This window comes from Methylobacterium sp. 391_Methyba4, from assembly GCF_029691625.1.
GTDB classification, from domain to species: domain Bacteria; phylum Pseudomonadota; class Alphaproteobacteria; order Rhizobiales; family Beijerinckiaceae; genus Methylobacterium; species Methylobacterium fujisawaense.
The window spans coordinates 1216353-1238157 of the sequence record NZ_CP121475.1 but is presented as its reverse complement, the minus strand read 5'-3'; the positions used below and the strand labels follow the sequence as shown (position 1 = coordinate 1238157).

Genomic DNA, 21805 nt, shown 5'->3' with positions numbered 1-21805 from the left:
TCTACTGCACGCTGACGAGGGTGAGATCGACGAACCAGGATTGCGGCGAGACGAAACCGTGGATCTTCTTGGACATCCCGCGGGGATTGAGGTCGTGGACGACGAACAGCCAGGGCGGGTTGTCCACCAGGCGCTCGTGGGCGGTCTTGGTCTGCGCGTCGATCACCTTGGCGTCGGTGGTCTCGGCAAGCGCCTTCAGGGCCGTGTCGAACGGGTCATCCTTCCAGTTGGGGAAGTTGAAGCCGTTGGGCGGGAACCGGTCGCCCGCGAAGTAGCGGGCCATGACGGCGGGATCCGACGAGGGCGAGGAGACATTGAGCGCCATCGCCCCCTGAAGGTTCGGCGCGTCGGGGAGCGCCCGGGCGGCGTTCAGCAGCACCTGCCATTCGACGACGTTGAAGGTCAGATCGACGTTGCAGGCCTGCTTCAGGTTCTCCTGCAGGTACTCGTTCATCGGCATCGGCAGCATCTGGCCCGAGCCGGAGGAGGAGATCATCACCTTGAGGCTGAGCGGCTTCTTGTCGGTGAAGCCGGCCTCGGCCAGCAGCGCCTTCCCCTTGGCGGCGTCGAAGGTGTAGCGGTTCTTCGGGTTGCCGAAATTCGGATCCTTGTCGTTCAGCCACCCAGTCGCCGGCTCGGCGGTCCCGTTGAGGAGTTCGACGATGCCCGCCCGGTCGATGCAGTAGTTCAGGCCCTGCCGGACGCGCACATCCTTCAGCGGGCTGTCCTTGGCGCCGATGTTGAAGAGGTAGGGCCAGACATGCGGGTATGAGCCCGTGGTGATCGTGAAGCCCGCCTGTTTCAGCGACGGGATCGCGTCGGGCGCCGGTACCTCGATCCAGTCGACCTGGCCGGCCCGCAGGGCCGCGACCCGGGCATTCGCCTCCGGGATCGGCAGCAGCCGGACCTTGTCGACCTTGGCCATCCGGTCCGGGTCCCAGTAGCCGTCGAACTTGGCGAGATCGACCGCCTCCCGCGGGGCCACGCGGGTGATCCTGAACGGGCCCGTGCCGGCTGCCGGCAGCGCCGCGACCTTGCTCCAGTCGCGCCCCGCCTTCTCGAAGGAGGCGGGCGAGGTGAAGAGCACGTAGACCACCATGTAGGGGAAGTACGAGGCGACCTGCGTGGTGGTGATCTGCACGGTCGAATCGTCGATCTTCCTGTAGCTCCCGACGAGCGGCGCCCGCGCCCGTGTGATGCCGGCGCCCTGGGCCTCGAATTGCGGGCTGTCGTTCTTGAAATAGCGGTCGAGATTCCAGATCACCGCGTCGGCGTTGAACGGCGTCCCGTCATGGAACTTCACGCCCTGGCGCAGGTGGAAGGTCCAGACCGCCTTGTCGTTCGGATCCTGCTCCCAGCGCTCGGCCAAAGCCGGGATGAGCCCGGCGAGCTTGGTGGTGCTCTTGAGATCCCACTGCACCAGCCCCTCGAAGATCGGGTAGCCGAGGAAGCGCATCCCCTCGAAGCCGTTGTTGGGCATGCCCGTCGTGGTGGGGATGTCGCTCGCCGTCATGGCGATGCGCAGGACGCTCTCGGCGCTGGCCGATCCCGTCAGGGCCACGGAACCCGCCAGGGCGGCGGCAATCAGGCGGCGAAATGTCATCCGGATCCCAATCGTCGTAGTTGCGGCGCGCCAAGCGCAATTCCCGCGCCACGCTCAAGTTTAGGTCCTGCGTTCGGCGAACAGAAGATGCCGGACTTCGCCTCTTGCGCGTGGCGTCAGCCGCGTCACGATAATAAAAAATGCGATTCGCCGGCCAACTCGGCGGCACCGCGAGGGAGACACCCGTGACCGACGAGACGCCGCGCGCCATCAACGGGGCCGAGAGCTTGGTCCGGACCCTTGTCGAGGGCGGGGTCGAGGTGTGCTTCACCAATCCCGGCACGTCCGAGATGCATTTCGTCGCCGCCCTCGATCGGGTCGAGGGGATGCGCTGCGTCCTGTTCCTGTTCGAGGGCGGGGCGACGGGTGCCGCCGACGGTTACGCCCGCATGGCCGACAAGCCGGCCTCGACCCTGCTCCATCTCGGGCCGGGCCTCGCCAACGGATTGGCCAACCTCCACAACGCCAAGAAGGCACGCACCCCCGTCGTCAACATCGTCGGCGAGCACGCGACCTACCATCGGGAATACAACGCCCCGCTCACCTCCGACATCGAGGGGCTGGCCCATCCGATGTCGTCCTGGGTGCGGACCGGGATGAGCGCGACCGAGATCGGCTCCGACGGCGCCGCCGCCATCGCGGCCGCCCGTACGGCCCCGGGTCAGGTCGCGACGCTGATCCTCCCGGCCAACACCGCCTGGGATCCCGGCACCGGACCCGCGCCCGTGCCGCCGATCCCCGAGCGTGCGCGGGCGAGCGACGACGCGATCGCGGCGGCCGTGGAGGCGCTCCGGAGCGGCGAGCCGGTGCTCCTGCATCTCGGCGACCGGGCAGTCCGGAACGAGGGCCGGGTGATCGCCGACCGGATCGCCCGCAAGACCGGCGCGCAGCTGATGGCCATGACGTCGAATGCCCGGATCGACCGCGGCGCCGGCACCGTGCCGATCGAGCGCCTGCCCTACCCGATCGACCAGGGCATCGCGGCCCTGAAGGACTTCCGCCACATCATCCTGATCGGCGCGACCCCGCCGGTGGGCTTCTTCGCCTACCCGGGCAAGCCGAGCCTGCTGGCGCCGGAGGGCAGCACCACGATCACGCTGGCGACGCCCGAGGAGGACCAGATCGACGCCCTCGAGCGGCTCGCCGAGGCCGTCGCGGCCCCGCCCGCCGAACCGGTCGCCGTCGGCCCGCGGCCGAAGCTCCCGACCTCAGGTCCGCTGGACCAGGACACGATCGGGCAGGTGCTCGGCGCGCTGATCCCCGAGGGCGCGGTGATCTGCGACGAGTCGATCACGACGGGGCGCAACTTCTTCGCCCTGACCCGGGATGCCGCGCCCCATACCTGGCTCCAGCTCAGCGGCGGGTCGATCGGCCTCGGCATCCCGATGGCGACCGGCGCCGCCGTGGCCTGCCCCGACCGCAAGGTCATCAACCTGCAGGCGGACGGCAGCGGTCTCTACACGGTGCAGGCGCTCTGGACCCAGGCCCGCGAGCGCCTCGACGTGGTGACGCTCGTCTGGTCGAACCGCTCCTACGCGATCCTGCGGGCGGAGCTCGCCAATGTCGGCGCGCTCAATCCCGGCCCGAAGGCGCTCGGCATGCTGAGCCTCGACGATCCGGCGGTGGATTGGGTGAGCCTCGCCCGAGGATTCGGGGTCGCGGGGCGGCGGGTCGAGACCCTGCCCGACTTCATCGCGGCGTTCGAGCACGCGCTGGCCAATGCAGGTCCGCACCTCATCGAAGTGGCTCTGTGAGCGGCGCGACCTATCCCGTCCCCGGCCTCGACGCGCCGGTGGAGATCCGCCTCGACCGCTGGGGGCTGGCGCATATCCGCGCCGGCACGGCGCTCGACGCCTTCCGGGCGCAGGGGTTCAACGCGGCCCGGGACCGGCTCTGGCAGCTCGACCTCTGGCGCAAGCGCGGCCTCGGCCTTCTGGCGGCGGATTTCGGGCCCGGCTACCTCGCCCAGGATCGCGCGGCCCGGCTGTTCCTCTACCGCGGCGACATGGCGGCCGAGTGGGCGGCCTACGGGCCGCAGGACACGCGGGCCATCGTCACGGCGTTCGTGGCGGGGATCAACGCCTACGTGACCCTGACCGAGGCGCGTCCCGAGCTGCGCCCGCCGGAATTCGCCGTGACGGACACGCGCCCGGCCCTGTGGCAGCCGGAGGACGTGGTGCGCATCCGCAGCCATGGGCTGATCCGCAACGTCCTGTCCGAGGTCGCCCGCGCACGGGTGCTCGCCCGTGCGGAGAGCCGGTCGGACGGGCTCGACGCGGACGACCTGCGCAAGCGGATCAGCCCGCCCCACGAACCCATCGTCCCGGACGGTTTCGACGCCGTCGACTGGCCGGACGATCTCCTCGACGACTTCCGACTGGCCACGGCGACGGTGGGGTTCAGCCCGGACCGGATGGCGGCGACCCGCGCGGAGGCCTGGGACTGGTCCAAGGTCGACGCGCACGGAGCCGTCACGCGCGGCCCCCGCAGCGTGCCGAAGGAGCCGGCCGAGGGCTCGAACAACTGGGCGGTGGCGCCGTCCCGCACCGCCACCGGACGGCCGATCCTGGCGAGCGATCCGCACCGGGTCTACCTGCAGCCCTCGCTGCGCTACGCCGTGCACCTGACCGCCCCGGGGCTCGACGTGATCGGGGCCGGCGAGCCGGCCCTGCCCGGCATCTCCATCGGCCATAACGGCCATGCCGCCTTCAGCCTCACCATCGCGCCGATGGACCAGGAGGATCTCTTCGTCTGCGAGACCGACCCGGCCGATCCCGACCGCTACCGCTCCGGCGACGGTTGGGCGCCGATCATGCGCATCACGGAGCGGATCCCGGTGCGCGGCGGACCGGACGAGACCGTCATCCTCGGCTTCACCCGGCACGGGCCGGTGCTTCGCGAGGACCAGGGCCGCGCCTTCGCGCTGCGGACTGTCTGGTCGGAGCCCGGCGCTGCCGCCTATCTCGGCAGCCTCGCCTATCTCGGCGCCACGACGCCCGAGGCCTTCGGCGAGGCCCTGCGCCATTGGTCGGCGCCCTCGGTGAACCAGCTCTACGCCGACACCGCGGGGCACATCGCGTGGTTCATGGCCGGCAAGGCGCCGGTCCGCCCCGGCCATGACGGATTGCTGCCGGTGCCGGGCGACGGCCGCTACGATTGGGCCGGCTTCCACGATCCCGGCGCCCTGCCCCGGAGCGTCGATCCGGCCTCGGGCTGGCTCGCCACCGCCAACGAGATGAACCTGCCGCCGGATTATCCCGCGGAGGATCGGAAGGTCGGGTTCGAATGGGCCGAGCCCTGGCGCGCCGGCCGTATCCGGGCGGTGCTCGGCGGGCCGGACCGGCACAGCCTCGCCGACTCGCAGGCGCTCCAGGGGGATGTCGTCTCCGAGCCGGCCCGGCGGCTGGCCGATCTGGTGCGGGCCCTGCCGGCGGCGGGCGATCCCGATGTCGCCGCGGCCCAGGCCGTGCTGGCGTCGTTCGACGGCGCGCTGCACCACGGCTCCGCGGGCGCGGCCCTGATCGAGGTGGTCTGGGTCCGGCACCTGCGCCCGGCCCTGCTCGCGGCGCTGGTGCCCGATGCCGGGACGCGGCGCCTGCTGCCGCCCGGCGATACGCAGAGCCTGATCGAGCGGCTGGAGACCGGTCTCGACCCGGCGGCGTGCGCGGCGCTGCTCACCGACGCCCTCGCCGCCGCCTACCGCACCTGCCGGGAGCGGATGGGCGCCGATCCGGCGGGTTGGTCCTGGGGCCGCCTGCACCACGCGCTGTTCGCGCATCCGCTGACCGCCCTGAGGCCCGATTCCCGCTGGGATATCGGTCCGCTGCCCGTGGGCGGAGCCGCGGCATCGGTCATGCACGCGGAGTACCGGACCGACACGTTCCGGCTCACCCACGGCGCCTCGTTCCGCATGGTCGTGGATGTGGGGGACTGGGACCGTTCGGTCTTCATCAACGTGCCGGGCCAGTCGGGGGACCCGGCAAGCCCGCACTACGCCGATCTGGCCCCGGTCTGGGGGCGCCAGGACTATGTGCCGATGCTCTACGGCCGCGCGGCCGTGGACGCGGCCACCGAGACGGTGATCACGCTGACCCCGAGCCCCGCCTGACCCGGCGGCCGGGACGGATTGGGACAGGACCTTGAAGATCTTCATCGCGGGCCTCGCCACAGAGACCAACACCTTCGCGCCCTTGCCCACCGGACAAGCGGCGTTTCACGCCGACTACGCCCGCCGCGACGGCAGCCGGAACCCGCCGAGCCTCAGCAATATCGGCCTCAAGGCCTGGCGCACGCTGGCCGAGGCGGACGGGCATACGGTGGTCGAGAGCCTCTCGACCTTCGCGCAGCCCGGCGGCATCACCCTGCGGGCCGTCTACGAGGCGCTGCGCGACACCCTGCTGGAGGACCTGAAGGCGGCGATGCCGGTCGACGCGGTGCTGCTGTTCATGCACGGCGCAATGGTGGCGGAGGGCTATGACGACTGCGAGGGCGACATCCTGGAGCGGGTCCGCGCCATCGTCGGGCCGGACGCCACGATCGGCGTCGAGCTCGACCTCCACTGCCATCTCACCGAGACGATGCGGACCAACGCCGACGTCATCGTGATCTACAAGGAATACCCGCACACCGACATCGTCGACCGCGCCCGCGACCTGTATCCGTTGGTCGTCAAGACGGTGTCGAAGGACATCCGGCCGGTGATGGCGTACGCCGACTGCCGGATCGTCAACATGTGGCGCACCAGCCGCGAGCCGGTCGCGGGCTTCGTGCGCCGGATGGAGTCCCTGGAGGGGCGCGACGGCATCCTGTCGGTCTCCTTCGGGCACGGCTTCCCCTGGGGCGACGTGGCGGATGTCGGTGCCAAGATGCTGGTCGTCGCCGACGGTGATGCCGGCAAGGCGCAGGCGCTGGCCGATGAGCTGGCCGGCGCGGTCTGGGCGATGCGGGAAGAGGCCGCGAGCCGCTGCGATACGATCGACGCGGCCATCGATTTCGCCCTCGCCTCCGCCGACCCGCGCCCGATGGTCCTCGCCGACTTCGCCGACAATGCCGGCGCGGGCGCGCCTTCGGACAACACCGCGATCCTCGCCCGCCTCGCAGAGCGGGGCGTCAAGGACGTGGCCCTCGGCCTGATCTGGGATCCCGGGGCGGTCGGCATCTGCCACGAGGCCGGGCTCGGGGCGTCTTTCACGCTGCGGATCGGCGGCAAGTGCGGCGTGACCTCCGGGAACCCGGTGGACCTGCGCGTCACGGTGCGCGGCCTGTCGGACAACCACAGCCAGACCGGCCTCAGCGGCGGCCACGCCCATCTCGGCCCCGCGGCCTGGGTCGAGGCGGACGGGATCCACGTGGTGCTGACCCACAAGCGCCAGCAGGCCTTCGCGCCCGACGCGTTCACGGGTCTCGGCCTCACCCTCGACGACAAGCGGATGGTCGTGGTGAAGTCGATGCAGCATTTCTACGCCGCCTTCGCGCCGATCGCGAGCGAGGTCCGCTACGTCGCGGCCCCCGGAGCCGTTCCGCCGGATTACGGCGCGATCCCCTACACCAAGCGGTCGGGCCTCTACTGGCCGCGGGTCGCCGATCCGTTCGCCGAGGAGAAAGCCCGATGATTCCGGATCTGCGCTTCGACGCTCAGGACATCCTCGCGACCCTGCAGCCCTGGGTCCTCTGCGAGAGTCCCACCCACGACGCGGCGGCGGTCAATCGGATGATGAGCGTCGCCGCCCGCGATCTCGCGCTCCTCGGGGCGACCGTCGAGACGATCCCGGGCCGCATGGGCCTGAGCGACTGCGTCCGCGCGCGGTTCCCGCACCGGGACCGCGACCGGCCCGGCATTCTGGTGCTCGGCCATCTCGACACGGTGCATCCGGTCGGCACCCTCGGAAGCCTGCCCTGGCGGATCGAGGGCGACCGCGCCTACGGCCCGGGCATCCTCGACATGAAGGGGGGCAACGTCATCGCCCTGGCGGCGATCCGCGCCCTGGCGGCGGCCGGGATCGAGACGCCGCTGCCGGTGACCGTCCTGTTCACCGGCGACGAGGAGGTCGGCAGCCCCTCGACCCGCGACCTGATCGAGGCTGAGGCGGCCCGCCACGCCGTCGTGCTGGTGCCCGAACCCGGGCAGCCCGACAACGGCGTGGTCACCGGTCGCTACGCCATCGCCCGCTTCGATCTCGAGGCCCTGGGCCGTCCGAGCCATGCCGGCGCCTCGCCCCACGAGGGGCGCTCGGCGATCCGCGCGATGGCGCGCAAGATCCTCGCGATCGATGGGCTCTCGGACGCCGACTGCACCGTCTCCACCGGGATCGTCTCGGGCGGGCAGTGGGTGAACTGCGTCCCGACCGTCTGCCGCGGGCAGGCGCTCAGCATGGCCAAGCGCCAGGCCGACCTCGACCGCGGCGTCGAGCGGATGCTGGCGCTGTCGGGGGAGGAGGACGGCGTCCGCTTCACCGTGACCCGGGGCGTGACCCGGCCGGTCTGGGAGCCGGATACGGGCTGCATGGCGCTCTACGAGCAGGCGCGTGCCCTGAGCGAGGCGCTCGGCCAGCCCCTGCCCCATCGCAGTGCCGGCGGCGGCTCGGACGGCAACTTCACCGGCGCCAACGGTATCCCGACCCTCGACGGGCTCGGGCCGCTGGGCCAAGGCTACCACACCCTGGAGGAGCACGTGCTGATCGAAACCCTGCCGCAGCGGGCGCGGCTGTTCGCGGCCCTGCTGGCAAACCTCGGAGCCGCAGACCGGGCCTGAGCCCGGCGGGCGTGATGTCAGACGCCGACCCGGCCGAGGGCCGCGATCGCGACGGCACCCCGGCAGGCCCCCCGCCGTGCCGCCGCGGACGAAGCCCGCCAGGGCGAGGAGCGGACCTGACGGCGCGGCCGGCAGACCGGTCAGGGGGCTTCCCAGGCACCCGCCGGTGGCGCTCCGCGACCCGTCGCGACTCCTGCGGCCGATCGTCGGACCGGCAGGCCTGCCACTTTTCGGTTCCCGACAGGGGCGGCCCGGCGTCAGACCGGGTCGACCGGCATCTCCGGCACGCCTCCGGCCTCGATCGCCGCGCCGGCCGCGAGGCATAGGTCTTCCCGGTAGCGGGCGGCGACCAGTTGCACCCCGACAGGGGTCCGTCCGACGAGGCCGGTCGTCACGGTGAGCGCCGGGACCCCGATCGGTGCCAGTCCCACCTGCAGCAGGTTCGCCTCGAAGGCCCGGGCGACGCCGGCATCCCCGGTGCGGTCGAGCCCGTCGGGGAAGGGCAGCTCGCCCGAGACCGGGACCAGAAGCACAGGGTTCTCGGCAAGGAACAGCGACCATTCCCGTGCCAGCGTCGCGCGCCGGGTGAGCGCCCGGGCGATGGCGTCGGGCGCCATCGCCTCGGCCCGCGACCGGAAGCTCTCCAGGAGCCCGATGGCCGCCGGATCCCCTTCCCGCTCCGCCGCAGCCCGGACCGCCGCGTAGCCGTCACCGAGCCAGAGCTGGAGCTGGAGTTCGCTGGCTTCCCGGATCGGCGGGGTGTCGGCGATCTCCGTGACCGTCCATCCGGCCTCGGCCAGGCGGCGCGCGGCCTCGCGCAGGGCGGCTTCGACCTCCGGGGCAGTGGCGAGGCCCCCAGGCCGCACGCACAGGGCGACCTGGCGTGGCACGGACGGCCCTTCCAGCGGCGCCGGCACCCACCATGGATCGCGCGGATCCGGGGCCGCCATGACTTCGAGGCCGAGGCGAAGATCCGCGATGCTGCGGGCGAGCGGCCCCGAGACCGCCATGAGTTGGGGACCGATCCCGCGCTCGGGCGAGGACGGATTCCAGGCGGGGATCCGGCCCAGGCTCGGACGCAGCCCGTGCACGCCGCAGGCATAGGCTGGATAGCGCACCGATCCGGCAATGTCGGTGCCGTGGGCGATCGCGCCGATCCCGGCCGCCACAGCCGCGCCCGCGCCTCCGGACGAGCCGCCGGGCGTCAGAGCCGGATCGCGCGGATTCTTGGTGTCGCCGTGGAGCTGGTTGGTGGTGAACCAGCGCAGCGAGAAGGCGGGCGTGTTGGTCCGACCGAGCAGCACCGCGCCGGCCCGGCGGAAATTGGCGACCACGGGATTGTCGTCCGTCGCCACGAGGTCGCGCTGGAGACGCAGCCCGTTCGTCGTGGCGAAGCCCTGCTGGTCGGCGTTGACCTTGATGGTGACCGGGACACCCGCGAGCGGGCCTGGCGCCTCACCCCGAGCCCGGGCGGCGTCCACCGTGTCGGCCTGCGCCAGCACATCCTCCGGGCGGTGCTCGACCACGGCGTTGATCCGCCCATTGACCGTCTCGAGCCGGTCGAGGGCGTCCCGCGCGACCTCCCGGGCCGAAACTTGGCCGGTGCGGATCAGGGCCGCGAGGTCGGTCGCCGTCAGACGCCAGAGCTGCATGGGGGTTCCTTTCGCGCGCCCGGACGGGCGGGGTCCATCCTACGATTCGCACCACCCGAGCGGCTCCCGGCCGGCCCGCGCAGCATATTCAATATGCAAGCCGACGGCCGCTTTTTTCCGCTTCCGCGGATCGCCAACGCCGGCAAGGCTTTGCCGCAATGCAGCAGAAAAGACCTAAGCATTCCGACGTATGCGGCTCTTGCTACCTTTGGAACGACTGATAACCTCCCCCCGTTCGCGCGTTCGACCGGCCAATTCAGCGAGAAGGAACGACTTTCTTAGACGAGGGCAGGCAACCTCCAGCAGAAGGCAGGCTTCCATGGCAGAGGTGATTCGCGTCAGGCCGACACACGACGGCACCTACACTGTGTATCGCGGGACACTCGCGTTGATCTGCGGTCTTACCCGCCTCCAGGCCGAGCGCTACGAAGCGAGCCTCAGCCGACAGCAGCGCACCGACTTGGCAGTCGTCGGCATCTGACCCGCATCCCGATCCCGGGCCGGCGCCCCCTCACGGGCCGGCCGGCCCGGCTCGTCAGGCGAGGTTTGACGCGTCGAGGTCCGACCCGTCGAGGTCCAGGGCGCCGAGATCGCTGATGGCGCCTGACGCATCGAGGCCCCGTCGCCGGGCTGTGACCGAGACTCTCTGGTCCGACCGGTCGATCTCGAACAGCAGGTAGGAGGCCCGGCGCGACGCCATCGCCCCGTGTCCGTGCGGGCGCGCCGATGCGGAGGGGGCACCCACCACCGGGACGGCCCGGCCGTCCGGCCCCGGGATCCGGGCGGCGCTGGTGACGTGGTTGTGACCGTGCAGGATCAGGTCCGCCCCGGCCCGTGCGATCATCGCGGTGAACGCTGCGGCATCCTTCAGCTCGCGGCCGGGCGAGGCGCCCCCGGGCTGCGGCGGATGGTGGATCATCACCACGCGGAACGGGCGCCCCGGCTCCGTGGCCAGGGCGCGGAGCAGGGCTTCGGCCGCGGCCAGCTGCGGCGCACCGAGGCGGCCCGTCGCCACGAAGGGTTTGGTCGGGATCGCGCTGGACAGGCCGACCAGCGCCAGGGGCCCACGCCGCCGCAGATAGGGAAAGCGGCCCCACGAGCCGGAATCGTCGCCCGTGTAGCGGCCGCAGGCGGCGAGCAGGCCTTCCAGGGAGCCGCGGACATAGGCATCGTGGTTGCCCGGCACGAAGCTGACCGCTTCGGGCGAGCCCAGTGCCTCCAGGAAGGTGCGGGCCGTCTCCCATTCGCTCGGCAGGCCGATGTTGCACAGGTCGCCCGTACAGGCGATGTGTCCGGCGCCCTGCGCCTTCAGATCGGTGACCAGCGCCTCCAGCACGGTCATGTCGTGGCTGCGCGAGCGCCCGCGCCGCCAATTGGCGTAGCCGGTGGCGCGCTTGCCGATGAGCTGGTGGAGACGCACCCGGCCGAGGGGGCCGACATGCGGATCGCTGAGATGGGCGAGGCGGAAGGTCAACGCCGGTGGTCACCCTCGACACGGGGACGGAAGGCGCCCCGCATCGCGGGCGCGGCGCCTCGCGTCAAGCGCTTCCGATCAGCATCCCGACCACCAGCACCAGCGCCCCGCCGAGCATGACCTGCAGGGCCGCGCGCCAGAAGGGCGTCGCCATGAAGCGCGTGCGGATCGCCGCGATGACCGCGAGTTCCACCACCACGACCAGGACGGCGAGGCTCGTGGCGAGCACGAACGGGTTCGGCCAGCCGGGCGGGAGCGTGTCGGGAATCGCGTAGGGCAGCGTGTGGCCGAGGCCGCCCAGCGTGGTCATGGCCCCGCAGACCAGGCCGCGCAGCCACGGGTCGCCGCGGCCCGTGACCTGGCCGTCGTCCGAGAGCGCCTCGGTGAAGCCCATGCTGATGCCGGCCCCGACCGACGCCGCGAGCCCCACCAGGAAGGTCGCGCCGTTATGCCCCGTGGCGAAAGCCGCCGCGAAGATCGGCGCGAGGGTCGAGACCGAGCCGTCGATCAGGCCCGCAAGGCCGGGCTGCACGTAGCGCAAGACGAAGGCGCGGCGCGCTTCCGCGTCCAATGCGACGGCACTTTCGAGGGCGGCGGCCATGCGAATCTCCTTGTTTGGATCAATTCCAATCTACAGTCTGGAATTAATCCAAACAAGGGTGCTTGCCGTGTTTTCGCCGCTCCGCGGGAGCATCCGCGACGCCGGCAGGCCGGTCGACACCGGTGGCTCAAACGTGTGGTTGTGGGCGGGGCCGATTGTCTCGTCTCGGGGGCGGGGGCTAGACCATGCCCGGTCGAATTCGATCCGGAACTGATCGGGCGGCCGTCCAGCCGCCCCACGCGTGACATGAACCTCGGCAAGCGTTTCATCCGCCATCCGTCCGTCCAGGGCCTCCTCGGCCGTTTCGCGGCCGGCTATCTGCGGCTCGTGCGACTCACCAACCGCTTCGAGATCCATGCGGGCGATGCGTCCCCGGGGGCCGCGGACGGCTGGATCGACGCGCGCAAGCCGCTGATCATCGGCATGTGGCACGGCCAGCACATCATGATGCCGCTCATGCGTCGCCCGGGCGACCGCGTGGCCACGATCATCTCGCGGAATCCGGATGGGAACATCAACACCATCGCGCTGGAACGCTTCGGCGTCCGTGTGATGCGGGCCTCCGGCGCCCGCGGCCGCAGCCGCGCCACCGATCTGCGCGCCAAGGGCGGAGCCGAAGGATTGCGGGCCATGCTGCGGGCCCTGAAGGGCGGCGAATCGGTAGCCTTCAGCGCCGACGTTCCCAAGGTCTCGCGCCGGTGCGATGCCGGGATCCTGACCCTGGCGCGCTTCTCCGGGCGGCCGATCGTCCCGGCGGCCGTGGTGACGAGCCGGCATCTGCGCTTCAACTCGTGGGACCGGGCCTGCCTGGGCCTGCCCTTCGGCCGCGGCGCGATCGTGCTGGGCGACCCGATCTATGTTCCGCGGGACAGCGACGGCGAGGCCTTCGAGACGCTGCGCCGCTTCGTCGAGGCCGAAATGAATCGGGTGCATGCCCGCGCCTACGCGCTCGTCGGGCGCGCCGACCGGGCGGCGCTCTACCGCGACCCGCTTCCCGAGCTCCGAGACGCGCCGGTGGGAGACCTCGCGTGAGGCGTCCCTCCGTCACCCTGCCGCTGCAGGCCTACCGGGCCGGCCTGCGCATCGGCGAGCCGGCGCTGACCGGCCTGCTCGCGTGGCGTGCGCAGCGCGGCAAGGAGGATCCGCGTCGGCTTCCGGAGCGGCGCGGTCTGCCGGGGCGGGCCCGGCCGGTCGGGCCGCTGGCCTGGATGCACGGCGCGAGCGTCGGCGAAGCCCTGTCGCTGATCGGGCTCGTCGAGGGCATGATCGCCCGCGGCTTCTCGGTGCTCGTGACCACGGGCACACGCGCGGCGGCCGAACTCGTCGGCGTGCGGCTGCCGCCCGGCGCGGTGCATCAGTACATGCCGCTCGACGCGCCCCGCTGGATTGGACGGTTCCTGGAGCATTGGCAGCCGGACCTCGCGGTCATCGCCGAATCGGAGATCTGGCCGAACACGATCCTGGCGCTGGATGAGCGCGAGATCCCGCTGATCCTGGTCAACGGCCGCATGTCGGAGCGCTCGTTCCGAGGCTGGGAGCGCTGCCCGCGCACCGCCAAGGCTCTGCTGACGCGGATCGCGATCTGCCTCGCGCAGACCCAGGAGGACGGCGAGCGCTTCGCCAAGCTCGGGGCGCCGCGGGTGAGCATCGCGGGGAATCTGAAGTTCGACGCGTCGGTGCCCCCGGCCGACGCGCAGCAGCTTGCCTATCTCGGGGCCATGATGGCCGGCCGGCCGGTTTGGGTCGCCGCGAGCACGCATGCCGGCGAGGAGACCATGGTCGCCTATGCGCACGCGATGCTGAAGGTGCAGTTCCCCCAGCTCCTGACCATCATCGCCCCGCGGCATCCGGCCCGGGGGGGCGAGGTGGTGGCGTGCGCCGACGCCGTCGGCCTGCGCAGCGCCCGGCGCTCCACCGGCGGGCGGCCTCACCCGTCCATCGAGGTCTACGTCGCGGATACGATCGGTGAGCTGGGCCTGTTCTACCGCCTGAGTCCCCTGGTGTTTCTCGGCGGTTCCCTGGTGCCGCGGGGCGGACAGAACCCGATCGAGCCGCTGCGCCTCGGCTCTGCGGTGCTGCACGGGCCCCACATCGAGAATTTCAGCGTGGTCTATCAGGCCCTCGACCGGGCCGGGGGCGCCCTGCCCGTGCGCGACGGCGTCGAACTGGCGGCGATCGCCGCGGAGCTCCTCGGCGATCGGAGCCGGCTCGCCGACATGGCCCGTGAGGGGCAGCGTGCCCTGGAGCCCTTCGAGGGGGCGGTGGCGCGCACGCTCGCCGTGCTCGATCCCTTCGTGGCGCAGATGAAGCTCCAGCGCCTCGACCGGGGTAGCCGCGCGCGACCGCTCGTGCGGGCCTGATGCGGCCCCCGGCCTTCTGGGCGGCGGGGCCGGATCACCCGGCCGCGCGCGGCCTCGCCCCCTTCGCGGCGCTCTACGGGGCATTGGTGGCCCGGCGCATGGATCGTCCCGGCGCCCCGGCCGGCTGCCCGGTCCTGTGCCTGGGTAATTTCACCCTCGGCGGTGCCGGCAAGACGCCGGCCGCCCTGGCGGTCGCGGCCCTCCTCGCCGAGCTCGGCCGCAGGCCGGCCTTCCTGTCCCGCGGCTACGGGGGCCGGAACGCGGGCCCGGTGCAGGTCGATCCCGACCGCCACGCCGCCGCGGAGGTCGGCGACGAGCCGCTGCTCCTCGCCCGCAAGGCGACCGCGATCGTCTCCCGGGACCGGCCGGCGGGCGCTGCCCTCTGCCGGCAGCTTGGCGCCGACGTCATCGTCATGGATGACGGCCTGCAGAATCCGAGCCTCGTCAAGGATCTCAGCTTCGCGGTGGTCGACGGTCCCGCCGGCCTCGGCAACGGATTGCCGTTCCCGGCGGGGCCGCTGCGCGCGCCCCTCGCCCGGCAATGGCCGCATGTCGGTGGGCTGATCGTGATCGGTGATGGCGCCGGCGGCGACGCGGTCGCCCGGGCGGCCGAGCGGCGCGGCCTGCCCGTCCACCGGGCGCGACTCGTGCGGGAGGCGGATGATCTGGCGGGCCGGCGCTGCCTCGCCTTCGCGGGCATCGGCCGACCCGAAAAGTTCTTCGCGACCCTGGCGACGGCGGGCGCGGTGATCGCCGGGACGCGTCCGTTCCCGGATCATCATCCCTACCGGCCGGGAGAACTGGCTGTCCTGGCCGAGTCGGCCCGGCGCCTCGGTGCAGACCTCGTCACCACCGAGAAGGACGCCGTGCGCCTGCCGCCGGCCTTCTCGGCAGACGTGCGCGTCCTGCGCGTCCGCCTCGTGCTCGACGACGCGGACGCCCTGCGCCGGCAGATCCGCGACGCGCTCCGCGCGCCGTGACCCTCAGGGACGGCCGGTTTCCTTGAGCCGCTGCAGAATCGCCTCGGGGGAGGCGTAGGCCTCCTGGCGGGCGGCGCTCCAGTAGCGCAGCCCGTCGAGCGGGATCGGCTCGCCGGTCACCGCGCAGCGCACGAAGCTGCCGGGCTTGACCACCCGCATGGTGCCGTCGCCGTATTCGACGACCGCTTCGCCGTTGTTCGCGCGCTCGTAACGACCCAGCACGTCCGCCTCCTGCTCGATGGCGCCTTCTACACGATCTGCACGCCCCGCGATGCCCGCGAGGTTCAGGTCAGCATCGACGGGGTTTCATCGCGCGCCAGCAGGGCCCGCGCCATCGCCGCATCGACATGCATGCGTTCGACCAGCGCGTCGGCGCTGGCGAACCGCTCCTCGCCGCGAATGTGTCCGACGAACTCCACGGCGATGTCCTGCCCGTAGAGATCGTCGGAGAAATCGAAGAGATAAGTCTCCAGCAGCGGCGCGCCGTCATCGAAGGTCGGACGGCGCCCATAGCTCGCCACGCCGTCGCGGAAGTCCCCCGACGTCAGGCGGACCCGCACCGCGTAGATGCCGTGTGCCAGCCCGCAATCGGGCAGCATCATGTTGGCGGTGGGAAAGCCGAGCTGCCGCCCGCGCTTGTCGCCGTGGCGCACCGCGCCGAGGACGAACCAGCGATAGCCGAGAAGCGCGTTGGCGCGGACGATGTCGCCGGCCGCGAGGGCGGCGCGGATCGCGCTCGACGAGACCGGCTCGGTCTCGCCGCCGAGGGCGACCGGCGCCACGATCCGGCAGCGCATCCCGGCTTCACGGCAGAGTTCGGCGAGGATCGCGGGGGTACCCTCGCGGCCGCGGCCGAAATGGAAATCGTGCCCGACGACAACGCCGGACAGGCCGAGCGCCCCCTTCAGGAAGTCGAGCACGAAGGCACGGGCGCCCGTGGCAGCCAGAGCCCCGTCGAAGCGGCGCACGATCAGGCCGTCGAGGCCCAGATGCGCGAACACGATCTCCTTGGCGGCGAGGCCGGTCAGCCGGAACATCGGCGCGTCGGGCGTGAAATAGGCCCGCGGATGCGGCTCGAAGGTCAGGATCACGGCCGGTCGGCCGGCCGCACGGGCCTCGGCGCGCACGCCCTCGACGAGCACCCGATGACCGAGATGGACGCCATCGAAATTGCCGATCGCCGCCACGGCCCCGGCCAGGGCGGGTGGGACGGGCGCATCGGCGCGGCAGATCGTGAAGGGCCGCGCGGCCGTGTCGTCGCCTGGGGCCATCGGTTCGGGGTCGAATGCTCGGAAGGGTCGGATGGGATCGCCTGACATGTCCGCGAGGGGCCCGACGCGGCCGGACCCTGCCCAAAGGCGCCCGGAGGGTCAAGCGAGGCATTCCGAGGGCGCCGGGCTGCCCTCGGGGCGCGCGGCCTCGCCCCGGCCGTCCCGATTAACCGCTTCGCAATGCGCGTGCCCTATTTTCAATGCTGTGCAGCGCAGCTAAAACGCAGCGTTAGCGAAGCGTTAATCTATCCGGGAGCCGCCGCGGCTTCCCGCCGGGCAATACGGAGCAGTTGTTCGATGGCTCTCGACCTGAGCATGCCGATCCTCGTTGTCGACGATTACCAGACGATGGTCCGCATTATTCGCAATCTACTGAAGCAGCTCGGCTTCGAAGAGGTTGATGACGCGTCCGATGGGACCGAGGCGCTGGCGCGACTGAAGGGCCGCAAGTACGGGCTCGTCATCTCTGACTGGAACATGGAGCCGATGACGGGCTACGAGCTGCTGCGGCACGTGCGCGCTGACGAAAATCTTCGGACGACGCCGTTCATCATGGTGACGGCCGAATCGAAGACCGAGAACGTGATCGCGGCCAAGAAGGCCGGCGTGAACAATTACATCGTCAAGCCCTTCAACGCGGCCACGCTGAAGTCGAAGATCGAGGCGGTCTGCGGAAGCTGACCGGCTCCCCTTCTTCGTCCCCTCGCCGTCCGGGCTGTTCGCTCCTGCGCCGCCGGGCGCCGAGACGTGGCGTGGCCGGTCAGGACGGCCACAGATCCGAGGAGAAGAGCATGTCGTCAGCCGCCTCACGGCAGGCCGATCTGCGGTTTCGTGAACCGCAGACCGTGATCGCCGAGCTGATCGAGATCGCGGATTACATCGCCCATCTCCGTGAGGAGATCGGGGCGCTGCGCGCGAACGAGATGAGCCGTGACCGCATCCCCATGGCGCACGAGGAGCTCGGCAGCGTTGTCGCGGCGACGGCAGGCGCCACCAACACGATCATGGAGGCCGCCGAGGCGATGCTCGGCCTGCCCGACGGACCGGGTTACCGCGAGGCCGTCGAGGAGCGCATCAACACGATCTTCGAAGCCTGCGCGTTCCAGGACATCACCGGCCAGCGGATCGCCAAGGTGGTCGAATCGCTGCGCCTGTTCGAGCAGCGCCTGGCGCGGTTCGTGGGGGCCGTGAAGGCCCGCGACGCGTCCTCCATGGATCCCGCCGAGCGCGCCCGGCGGGCCCGGGCGGAGGATCTCCTGCTGAACGGTCCGCAGGCTGTGGACGCCACGCCCTCCCAGGACGACATCGACGCGCTGTTCGCCTGAGGCGAACCCCGCCGGCGAGGCGTCGACCGCCGACCCGATAGTCGACTCGGCGGCGGCCTGCCGGTTAGATCGCCTCCCGAGCCCGCCGCCGCCCGGCGGCGCCGGAAGGAGGCCTCGGCAGGAATGACGGCGCGGTTCTGGTCCGAATTGACCACCGATGACTTGACGCGTCACGATATGGGGCGGGCGATCGCGGTGCTGCCGGTGGCCGCCATCGAGCAACACGGCCCGCACCTGCCGCTCGCCACCGACACCCTCATCGCCGAGGGCTACCTCGCCCGTGTGCGCGACCACGCGCCGCCCGATCTCGACGTGCTGCTGCTGCCAGTCCAGCCGGTGGGGAAGTCGGACGAGCACGATTCCTTCCCGGGTACGCTCTCCCTGGACACCGGGACGGCGCTCGCCGCCTGGACGGGAATCGGCGCGGCCGTCCACCGCGCCGGCTGCCGAAAGCTGGTGCTCGTCACGAGTCACGGCGGCAACAGCGGGCTCATCGATCTCGTGGCGGGCGAGCTGCGCGCCCGGTTCCGCATGGTGGCGGTCACGACGTCCTGGGCGCGACTCGGCTATCCCGAGGGCCTGTTCCCCGCCGACGAGATCGCCCACGGCATCCATGCCGGCGGGATCGAGACGGCGCTGATGCTGGCCCTGCGGCCTGACCTCGTCCGGGCCGACCGGATCGCCGACTTCCCGCCGCGGACGCGGGCGATGGTCCGCGACTTCACTCACCTGCGTGCCGGCCGCCCCGCCGCCTTCGCGTGGAAGGCCGGCGACCTCCATCCTTCGGGCGCCATGGGCGATGCGCGTCTCGGAACCGCCGAGGCGGGTCGTGCGGCACTGGACTACGGCGCCCGGGCCTTCCTCGCCCTCCTGCGCGACGTCGACGCCTTCGAACTCGACCCGGACGTGTAACCGCCGCCGCGGCAGCGCCGAAGGAGCCGGTACGCCGGGTCCGAACCGCCGGCGTGCGGGAGTTCCGGCCATGCACCCTGCCCTCTTGATCGCCGCCGTCCTGTCGTGTGCCGTCCTCCCTTCGGCCGAGGCGGCGGCGCGCCCCGTCGTCGTCGAATTGTTCACCTCGCAGAGCTGCTCCTCCTGCCCGCCCGCGGAGGCGCTGATCGGCCGCCTCGCCCATGAGCCGGCGGGTGCGCAGGGCGACGTCCTGCCGCTCGCGTTCCACGTCACCTATTGGAACCACCTGAACTGGCGCGACCCCTACGCCCTGCCGGCCGCCACCGCCCGCCAGGAATCCTACGCGACCCGCCTCGGCGGACCCGCCTACACGCCGCAGGTCGTGATCGACGGGCAGACCGGGCTCGTCGGCTCCGACGAGGTCGGGCTGCGCAGCGCCATCGCCCGCGCCCGGGAGGCCGGCCCCGGCATCCCGGCGACCCTGGCCCGCGACGGCGGGCGCGTCGTCGCGCAGATCGGGCCCGCACGCGACGCCGGAGGGGCCTCCGGCCGCGTCCTGCTGATCGGATACGATCCGAGCCACACCACGCGGGTGCTGCGCGGCGAGAATGCCGGGCGGACCCTCGAGCAGGCCAACGTCGTCCGCTCGCTGCAGGATCTCGGGCGCTGGTCCGGTACCGCCGCGACCTTCACGGCGACCCGCCCGGAGGGCGAGACGGCGGCCCTGCTGCTTCAGGCCGATGACGGGCGCATCCTCGGCGCGGCGCGACTCGCCGCGGCCCCCGCCGGGACGGGACGGGAGGCCGTACGATGATGCTCGCCGTTTCGGGCGGGCTGCCCGCGCGCGCTTGGGCGCTGGCGTCGGGATCCCACCGCGGGGTAGACACGACGCGGGCCGGGGGGCGGAACGACGGCGGAGCCCGGATGGCGCTCGAAGAGGAACTGGCGACCCTGATGGCGGCGGCGCAGGGCGGCGACGCGGCCGCCTACCGCTCGCTGCTGAAGGCGTGTCTGCCCGTGGTCTCGGCGATCGCCCGGGCACAGGGCGTGCGCGGCGAGGCGGTGGACGATGTCGTGCAGGACGCGCTGATGACCGTCCATCGGGCCCGGGCGAGCTACGATCCGGCCCGTCCCTTCCTGCCCTGGTTGCGCGCCATCACCCAGCGGCGGGCGATCGACCGGCTGCGCCGCGCCGGGCGGCGCCCGCGGGAGGTCAACGACCCCCTGGCCTACGAGGCCGAGGTCGATCCGGGCCCGATCCCCGGCCATGGGCTGGAGGCGCGGGATCGGGCGGCCGCCCTGGCCAGGGCGGTGGCGGCCCTGCCCGACGGCCAGCGGCAGGCCGTGGAGCACCTGGGCCTGCGCGAGCTGTCGCTCGACGAGACCGCGGCCCTCACCGGTCGCAGCAAGGGAGCCCTCAAGGTGAACCTGCACCGGGCGCTGAAGGCGCTCCGGGCCAGTCTGACGCAGGAGCGGGAGTGATGCCCGGAGAGGGGAGCAATCGGGCCGGCGGGGACCTGTCCCGTTACGACCGACTCGTCGAGGAACTCGCAGGCGGCCTCGAACCCGTGCGGCCGCTGCCGACCCCGGAGGCCCGCGCGGCGCTCTGGCTCGGCGTGACGCTGGTGGTCGGCGTCGTCCTCGCGGCCTGGATCGGAACCGGCGGCTTCATGCTGCGCATGCATGTGCCGGATCTGGCCCTCGCGGCGGTCGGCGCCGTGCTGACGGCGATCACGGCCGCCTTCGCGGCCTTCGCCACGAGCGTGCCGGGACGGTCCAGCCGCTGGGCGCTTTTGCCGCTTCCGCCCCTCGCCCTCTGGGTCGGCGCGAGCGGGCTGGGCTGCCTGCGCGACTGGATCGCGCCGGGGGCCGACGTGCCCGGCGAGCACACGATCACGGGCTGCTTCAGCTTCCTGATCTGCGTCTCGGTGCCCTTGTCGGTGCTGATCGTCGTGATGCTGCGGCGCGCCTGCCCGCTGCGGCCGAACCTCACCGCCGCCCTCGGGGGGCTGGCGGTGGCGGCGGCGGCGGCGGCGCTGCTCATGCCCGTCCATCCCCACGACGCCACCGCCACGGATCTCCTGTTCCACGCGGCGGCGGTGACCATCGTCATCGCGGCGAACGGCCTGGCGGGCGGCCGGCTGCTCGGCCGGCACTCCGGGGCCGGCTAGGGCGTACCGGTCGGGGCGCCGGGCCGCGACCACGCGGCGTCAGCCGGTCTGCGGGCGCCGGCGTCCGGCGCGCTGGCCTCAGGCGGCGCTGGGATCGAGGCCCGGCCAGTCCACGATCCGGTCCGGCAACTCGTCCTCGGAGAATTCCTCCTCGTTGCCGGCGAGCCGGCCGCGGACCGAGATGCCCGCCTCGTGCACGCTCGCGGCCCGGCCGGAGATCAGGGGATGCCACGGGTAGAGCGGCTGCCCGTCGCGCACGAGCCGGTACGCGCAGGTCGGCGGCAGCCAGGCGATCGACCGCACCGCTTCCGGCGTCAGGCGCACGCAGTCGGGCACCCGCTTCTGGCGCCGCGCGTAGTCGCGGCACCGGCAGGTGAGGCCGTCGAGCAACGTGCAGCCGATATCGGTGTGATGGACCTCGCCGGTATCCTCGTCCTCGAGCTTCATCAGGCAGCACCGGCCGCAGCCGTCGCACAGGCTCTCCCACTCGGACGGGGTCATGGCTTCGAGCGTCTTGGTCCGCCAGAACGGCTCGACCGCCCCGCGGCGCGGCGCCTCGGGCTTGGGCATCGGGAAAGTCTCTCGGATGGGAAGCCGCCTCTCTGCCCGAGCCCGGGCACCGCTGCAAGCGTGGCCGCCGACGACCTCCATGCGACCGGATCGCACCGTCGTGCGTTACGCCCAAGCTCGTCCGCGGCGATTCGC

Annotated in this window: 20 protein-coding genes and 1 pseudogene; 14 read left to right on the top strand and 7 right to left on the bottom strand. The window is 72.0% G+C overall.

Translation table 11 applies throughout. The features are described 5' to 3' along the window. Position 1 precedes the first annotated feature (1 nt). On the bottom strand, positions 2–1603 hold the full coding sequence (locus P9K36_RS05960; RefSeq protein WP_278306659.1) for an ABC transporter substrate-binding protein: 1602 nt from the start codon (positions 1601–1603) through the stop codon (positions 2–4). Positions 1604–1812: 209 nt separating this feature from the next. Here P9K36_RS05960 and P9K36_RS05955 point away from each other — a divergent pair, with 209 nt between their 5' ends. The 4 genes from P9K36_RS05955 to P9K36_RS05940 are packed head-to-tail and all read left to right on the top strand — an operon-like array spanning position 1813 to position 8354. Then, positions 1813–3357, top strand: coding sequence for an acetolactate synthase large subunit (locus P9K36_RS05955; protein ID WP_043388912.1), 1545 nt, complete (start codon positions 1813–1815; stop codon positions 3355–3357). Then, positions 3354–5711, top strand: a complete 2358-nt coding sequence (locus tag P9K36_RS05950; protein WP_278306658.1) for a penicillin acylase family protein — start codon at positions 3354–3356, stop codon at positions 5709–5711. Before P9K36_RS05955 ends, P9K36_RS05950 begins: the two co-directional genes overlap by 4 nt. A 31-nt stretch (positions 5712–5742) precedes the next feature. Beyond that, positions 5743–7215, top strand: a complete 1473-nt coding sequence (locus P9K36_RS05945) for a M81 family metallopeptidase (protein WP_043349683.1) — start codon at positions 5743–5745, stop codon at positions 7213–7215. Further along, a complete protein-coding gene (locus P9K36_RS05940) occupies positions 7212–8354 on the top strand; it encodes a M20/M25/M40 family metallo-hydrolase (protein WP_043388814.1) in 1143 nt (380 codons plus the stop codon). Before P9K36_RS05945 ends, P9K36_RS05940 begins: the two co-directional genes overlap by 4 nt. A 257-nt stretch (positions 8355–8611) precedes the next feature. Here P9K36_RS05940 and P9K36_RS05935 read toward each other — a convergent pair whose 3' ends face one another. Then, positions 8612–10006 (bottom strand): amidase family protein, encoded by a 1395-nt coding sequence (locus tag P9K36_RS05935; RefSeq protein WP_278306656.1) that lies wholly within the window; start codon positions 10004–10006, stop codon positions 8612–8614. A 319-nt stretch (positions 10007–10325) separates the two neighbouring features. Between P9K36_RS05935 and P9K36_RS05930 the strand changes: the two genes are divergently transcribed. After that, positions 10326–10487, top strand: a complete 162-nt coding sequence (locus tag P9K36_RS05930) for a hypothetical protein (protein ID WP_164706402.1) — start codon at positions 10326–10328, stop codon at positions 10485–10487. A gap of 54 nt (positions 10488–10541) precedes the next feature. Here P9K36_RS05930 and P9K36_RS05925 read toward each other — a convergent pair whose 3' ends face one another. Continuing rightward, positions 10542–11480: a metallophosphoesterase gene (locus P9K36_RS05925; RefSeq protein WP_043388809.1), complete on the bottom strand. Its 939-nt coding sequence runs from the start codon at positions 11478–11480 to the stop codon at positions 10542–10544. A 64-nt stretch (positions 11481–11544) separates the two neighbouring features. Further along, a pseudogene (locus P9K36_RS05920) lies at positions 11545–12039 on the bottom strand (VIT1/CCC1 transporter family protein); the annotation flags it as partial. 288 nt (positions 12040–12327) lie between these two features. Between P9K36_RS05920 and P9K36_RS05915 the strand changes: the two are divergent. From P9K36_RS05915 to lpxK, 3 genes are read left to right on the top strand one after another with little or no spacing between them, the layout of a single operon-like run. Further along, entirely contained in the window at positions 12328–13113 is a 786-nt protein-coding gene (locus P9K36_RS05915) for a lysophospholipid acyltransferase family protein (protein ID WP_182591884.1), read from the top strand. Then, entirely contained in the window at positions 13110–14441 is a 1332-nt protein-coding gene (locus P9K36_RS05910; RefSeq protein WP_043388803.1) for a 3-deoxy-D-manno-octulosonic acid transferase, read from the top strand. Before P9K36_RS05915 ends, P9K36_RS05910 begins: the two co-directional genes overlap by 4 nt. Continuing rightward, on the top strand, positions 14441–15421 hold the full coding sequence (gene lpxK, locus P9K36_RS05905) for a tetraacyldisaccharide 4'-kinase (protein WP_053610917.1): 981 nt from the start codon (positions 14441–14443) through the stop codon (positions 15419–15421). Before P9K36_RS05910 ends, lpxK begins: the two co-directional genes overlap by 1 nt. A gap of 3 nt (positions 15422–15424) precedes the next feature. Here lpxK and P9K36_RS05900 read toward each other — a convergent pair whose 3' ends face one another. Further along, on the bottom strand, positions 15425–15643 hold the full coding sequence (locus tag P9K36_RS05900) for a DUF2093 domain-containing protein (protein WP_043349698.1): 219 nt from the start codon (positions 15641–15643) through the stop codon (positions 15425–15427). A gap of 62 nt (positions 15644–15705) precedes the next feature. Next, complete coding sequence (locus P9K36_RS05895; protein WP_043388800.1) at positions 15706–16692, bottom strand: bifunctional riboflavin kinase/FAD synthetase; 987 nt, start codon at positions 16690–16692, stop codon at positions 15706–15708. Between the two features lie 297 nt (positions 16693–16989). Here P9K36_RS05895 and P9K36_RS05890 point away from each other — a divergent pair, with 297 nt between their 5' ends. The 6 genes from P9K36_RS05890 to P9K36_RS05865 all read left to right on the top strand — a co-directional run bounded on the left by P9K36_RS05890 (position 16990) and on the right by P9K36_RS05865 (position 21100). Next, positions 16990–17373 (top strand): response regulator, encoded by a 384-nt coding sequence (locus P9K36_RS05890; RefSeq protein ID WP_012317888.1) that lies wholly within the window; start codon positions 16990–16992, stop codon positions 17371–17373. Between the two features lie 110 nt (positions 17374–17483). Beyond that, the gene (locus P9K36_RS05885; RefSeq protein ID WP_051044744.1) at positions 17484–18017 is read left to right on the top strand and encodes a protein phosphatase CheZ; all 534 of its coding nucleotides are present in this window, start codon (positions 17484–17486) and stop codon (positions 18015–18017) included. Positions 18018–18140: 123 nt separating this feature from the next. Next, the gene (locus P9K36_RS05880) at positions 18141–18929 is read left to right on the top strand and encodes a creatininase family protein (protein ID WP_278306655.1); all 789 of its coding nucleotides are present in this window, start codon (positions 18141–18143) and stop codon (positions 18927–18929) included. A 70-nt stretch (positions 18930–18999) separates the two neighbouring features. Continuing rightward, the gene (locus tag P9K36_RS05875) at positions 19000–19743 is read left to right on the top strand and encodes a DUF1223 domain-containing protein (RefSeq protein ID WP_278306654.1); all 744 of its coding nucleotides are present in this window, start codon (positions 19000–19002) and stop codon (positions 19741–19743) included. 110 nt (positions 19744–19853) lie between these two features. After that, the gene (locus tag P9K36_RS05870) at positions 19854–20411 is read left to right on the top strand and encodes a sigma-70 family RNA polymerase sigma factor (protein ID WP_043349707.1); all 558 of its coding nucleotides are present in this window, start codon (positions 19854–19856) and stop codon (positions 20409–20411) included. Further along, positions 20411–21100, top strand: coding sequence for an NrsF family protein (locus P9K36_RS05865; RefSeq protein ID WP_052083551.1), 690 nt, complete (start codon positions 20411–20413; stop codon positions 21098–21100). The genes P9K36_RS05870 and P9K36_RS05865 overlap by 1 nt, the downstream gene beginning before the upstream one ends. A 78-nt stretch (positions 21101–21178) precedes the next feature. Here the strand turns inward: P9K36_RS05865 and P9K36_RS05860 are convergent, their stop codons facing one another. Beyond that, entirely contained in the window at positions 21179–21670 is a 492-nt protein-coding gene (locus P9K36_RS05860) for a YcgN family cysteine cluster protein (protein ID WP_043388797.1), read from the bottom strand. Positions 21671–21805: the final 135 nt, after the last annotated feature.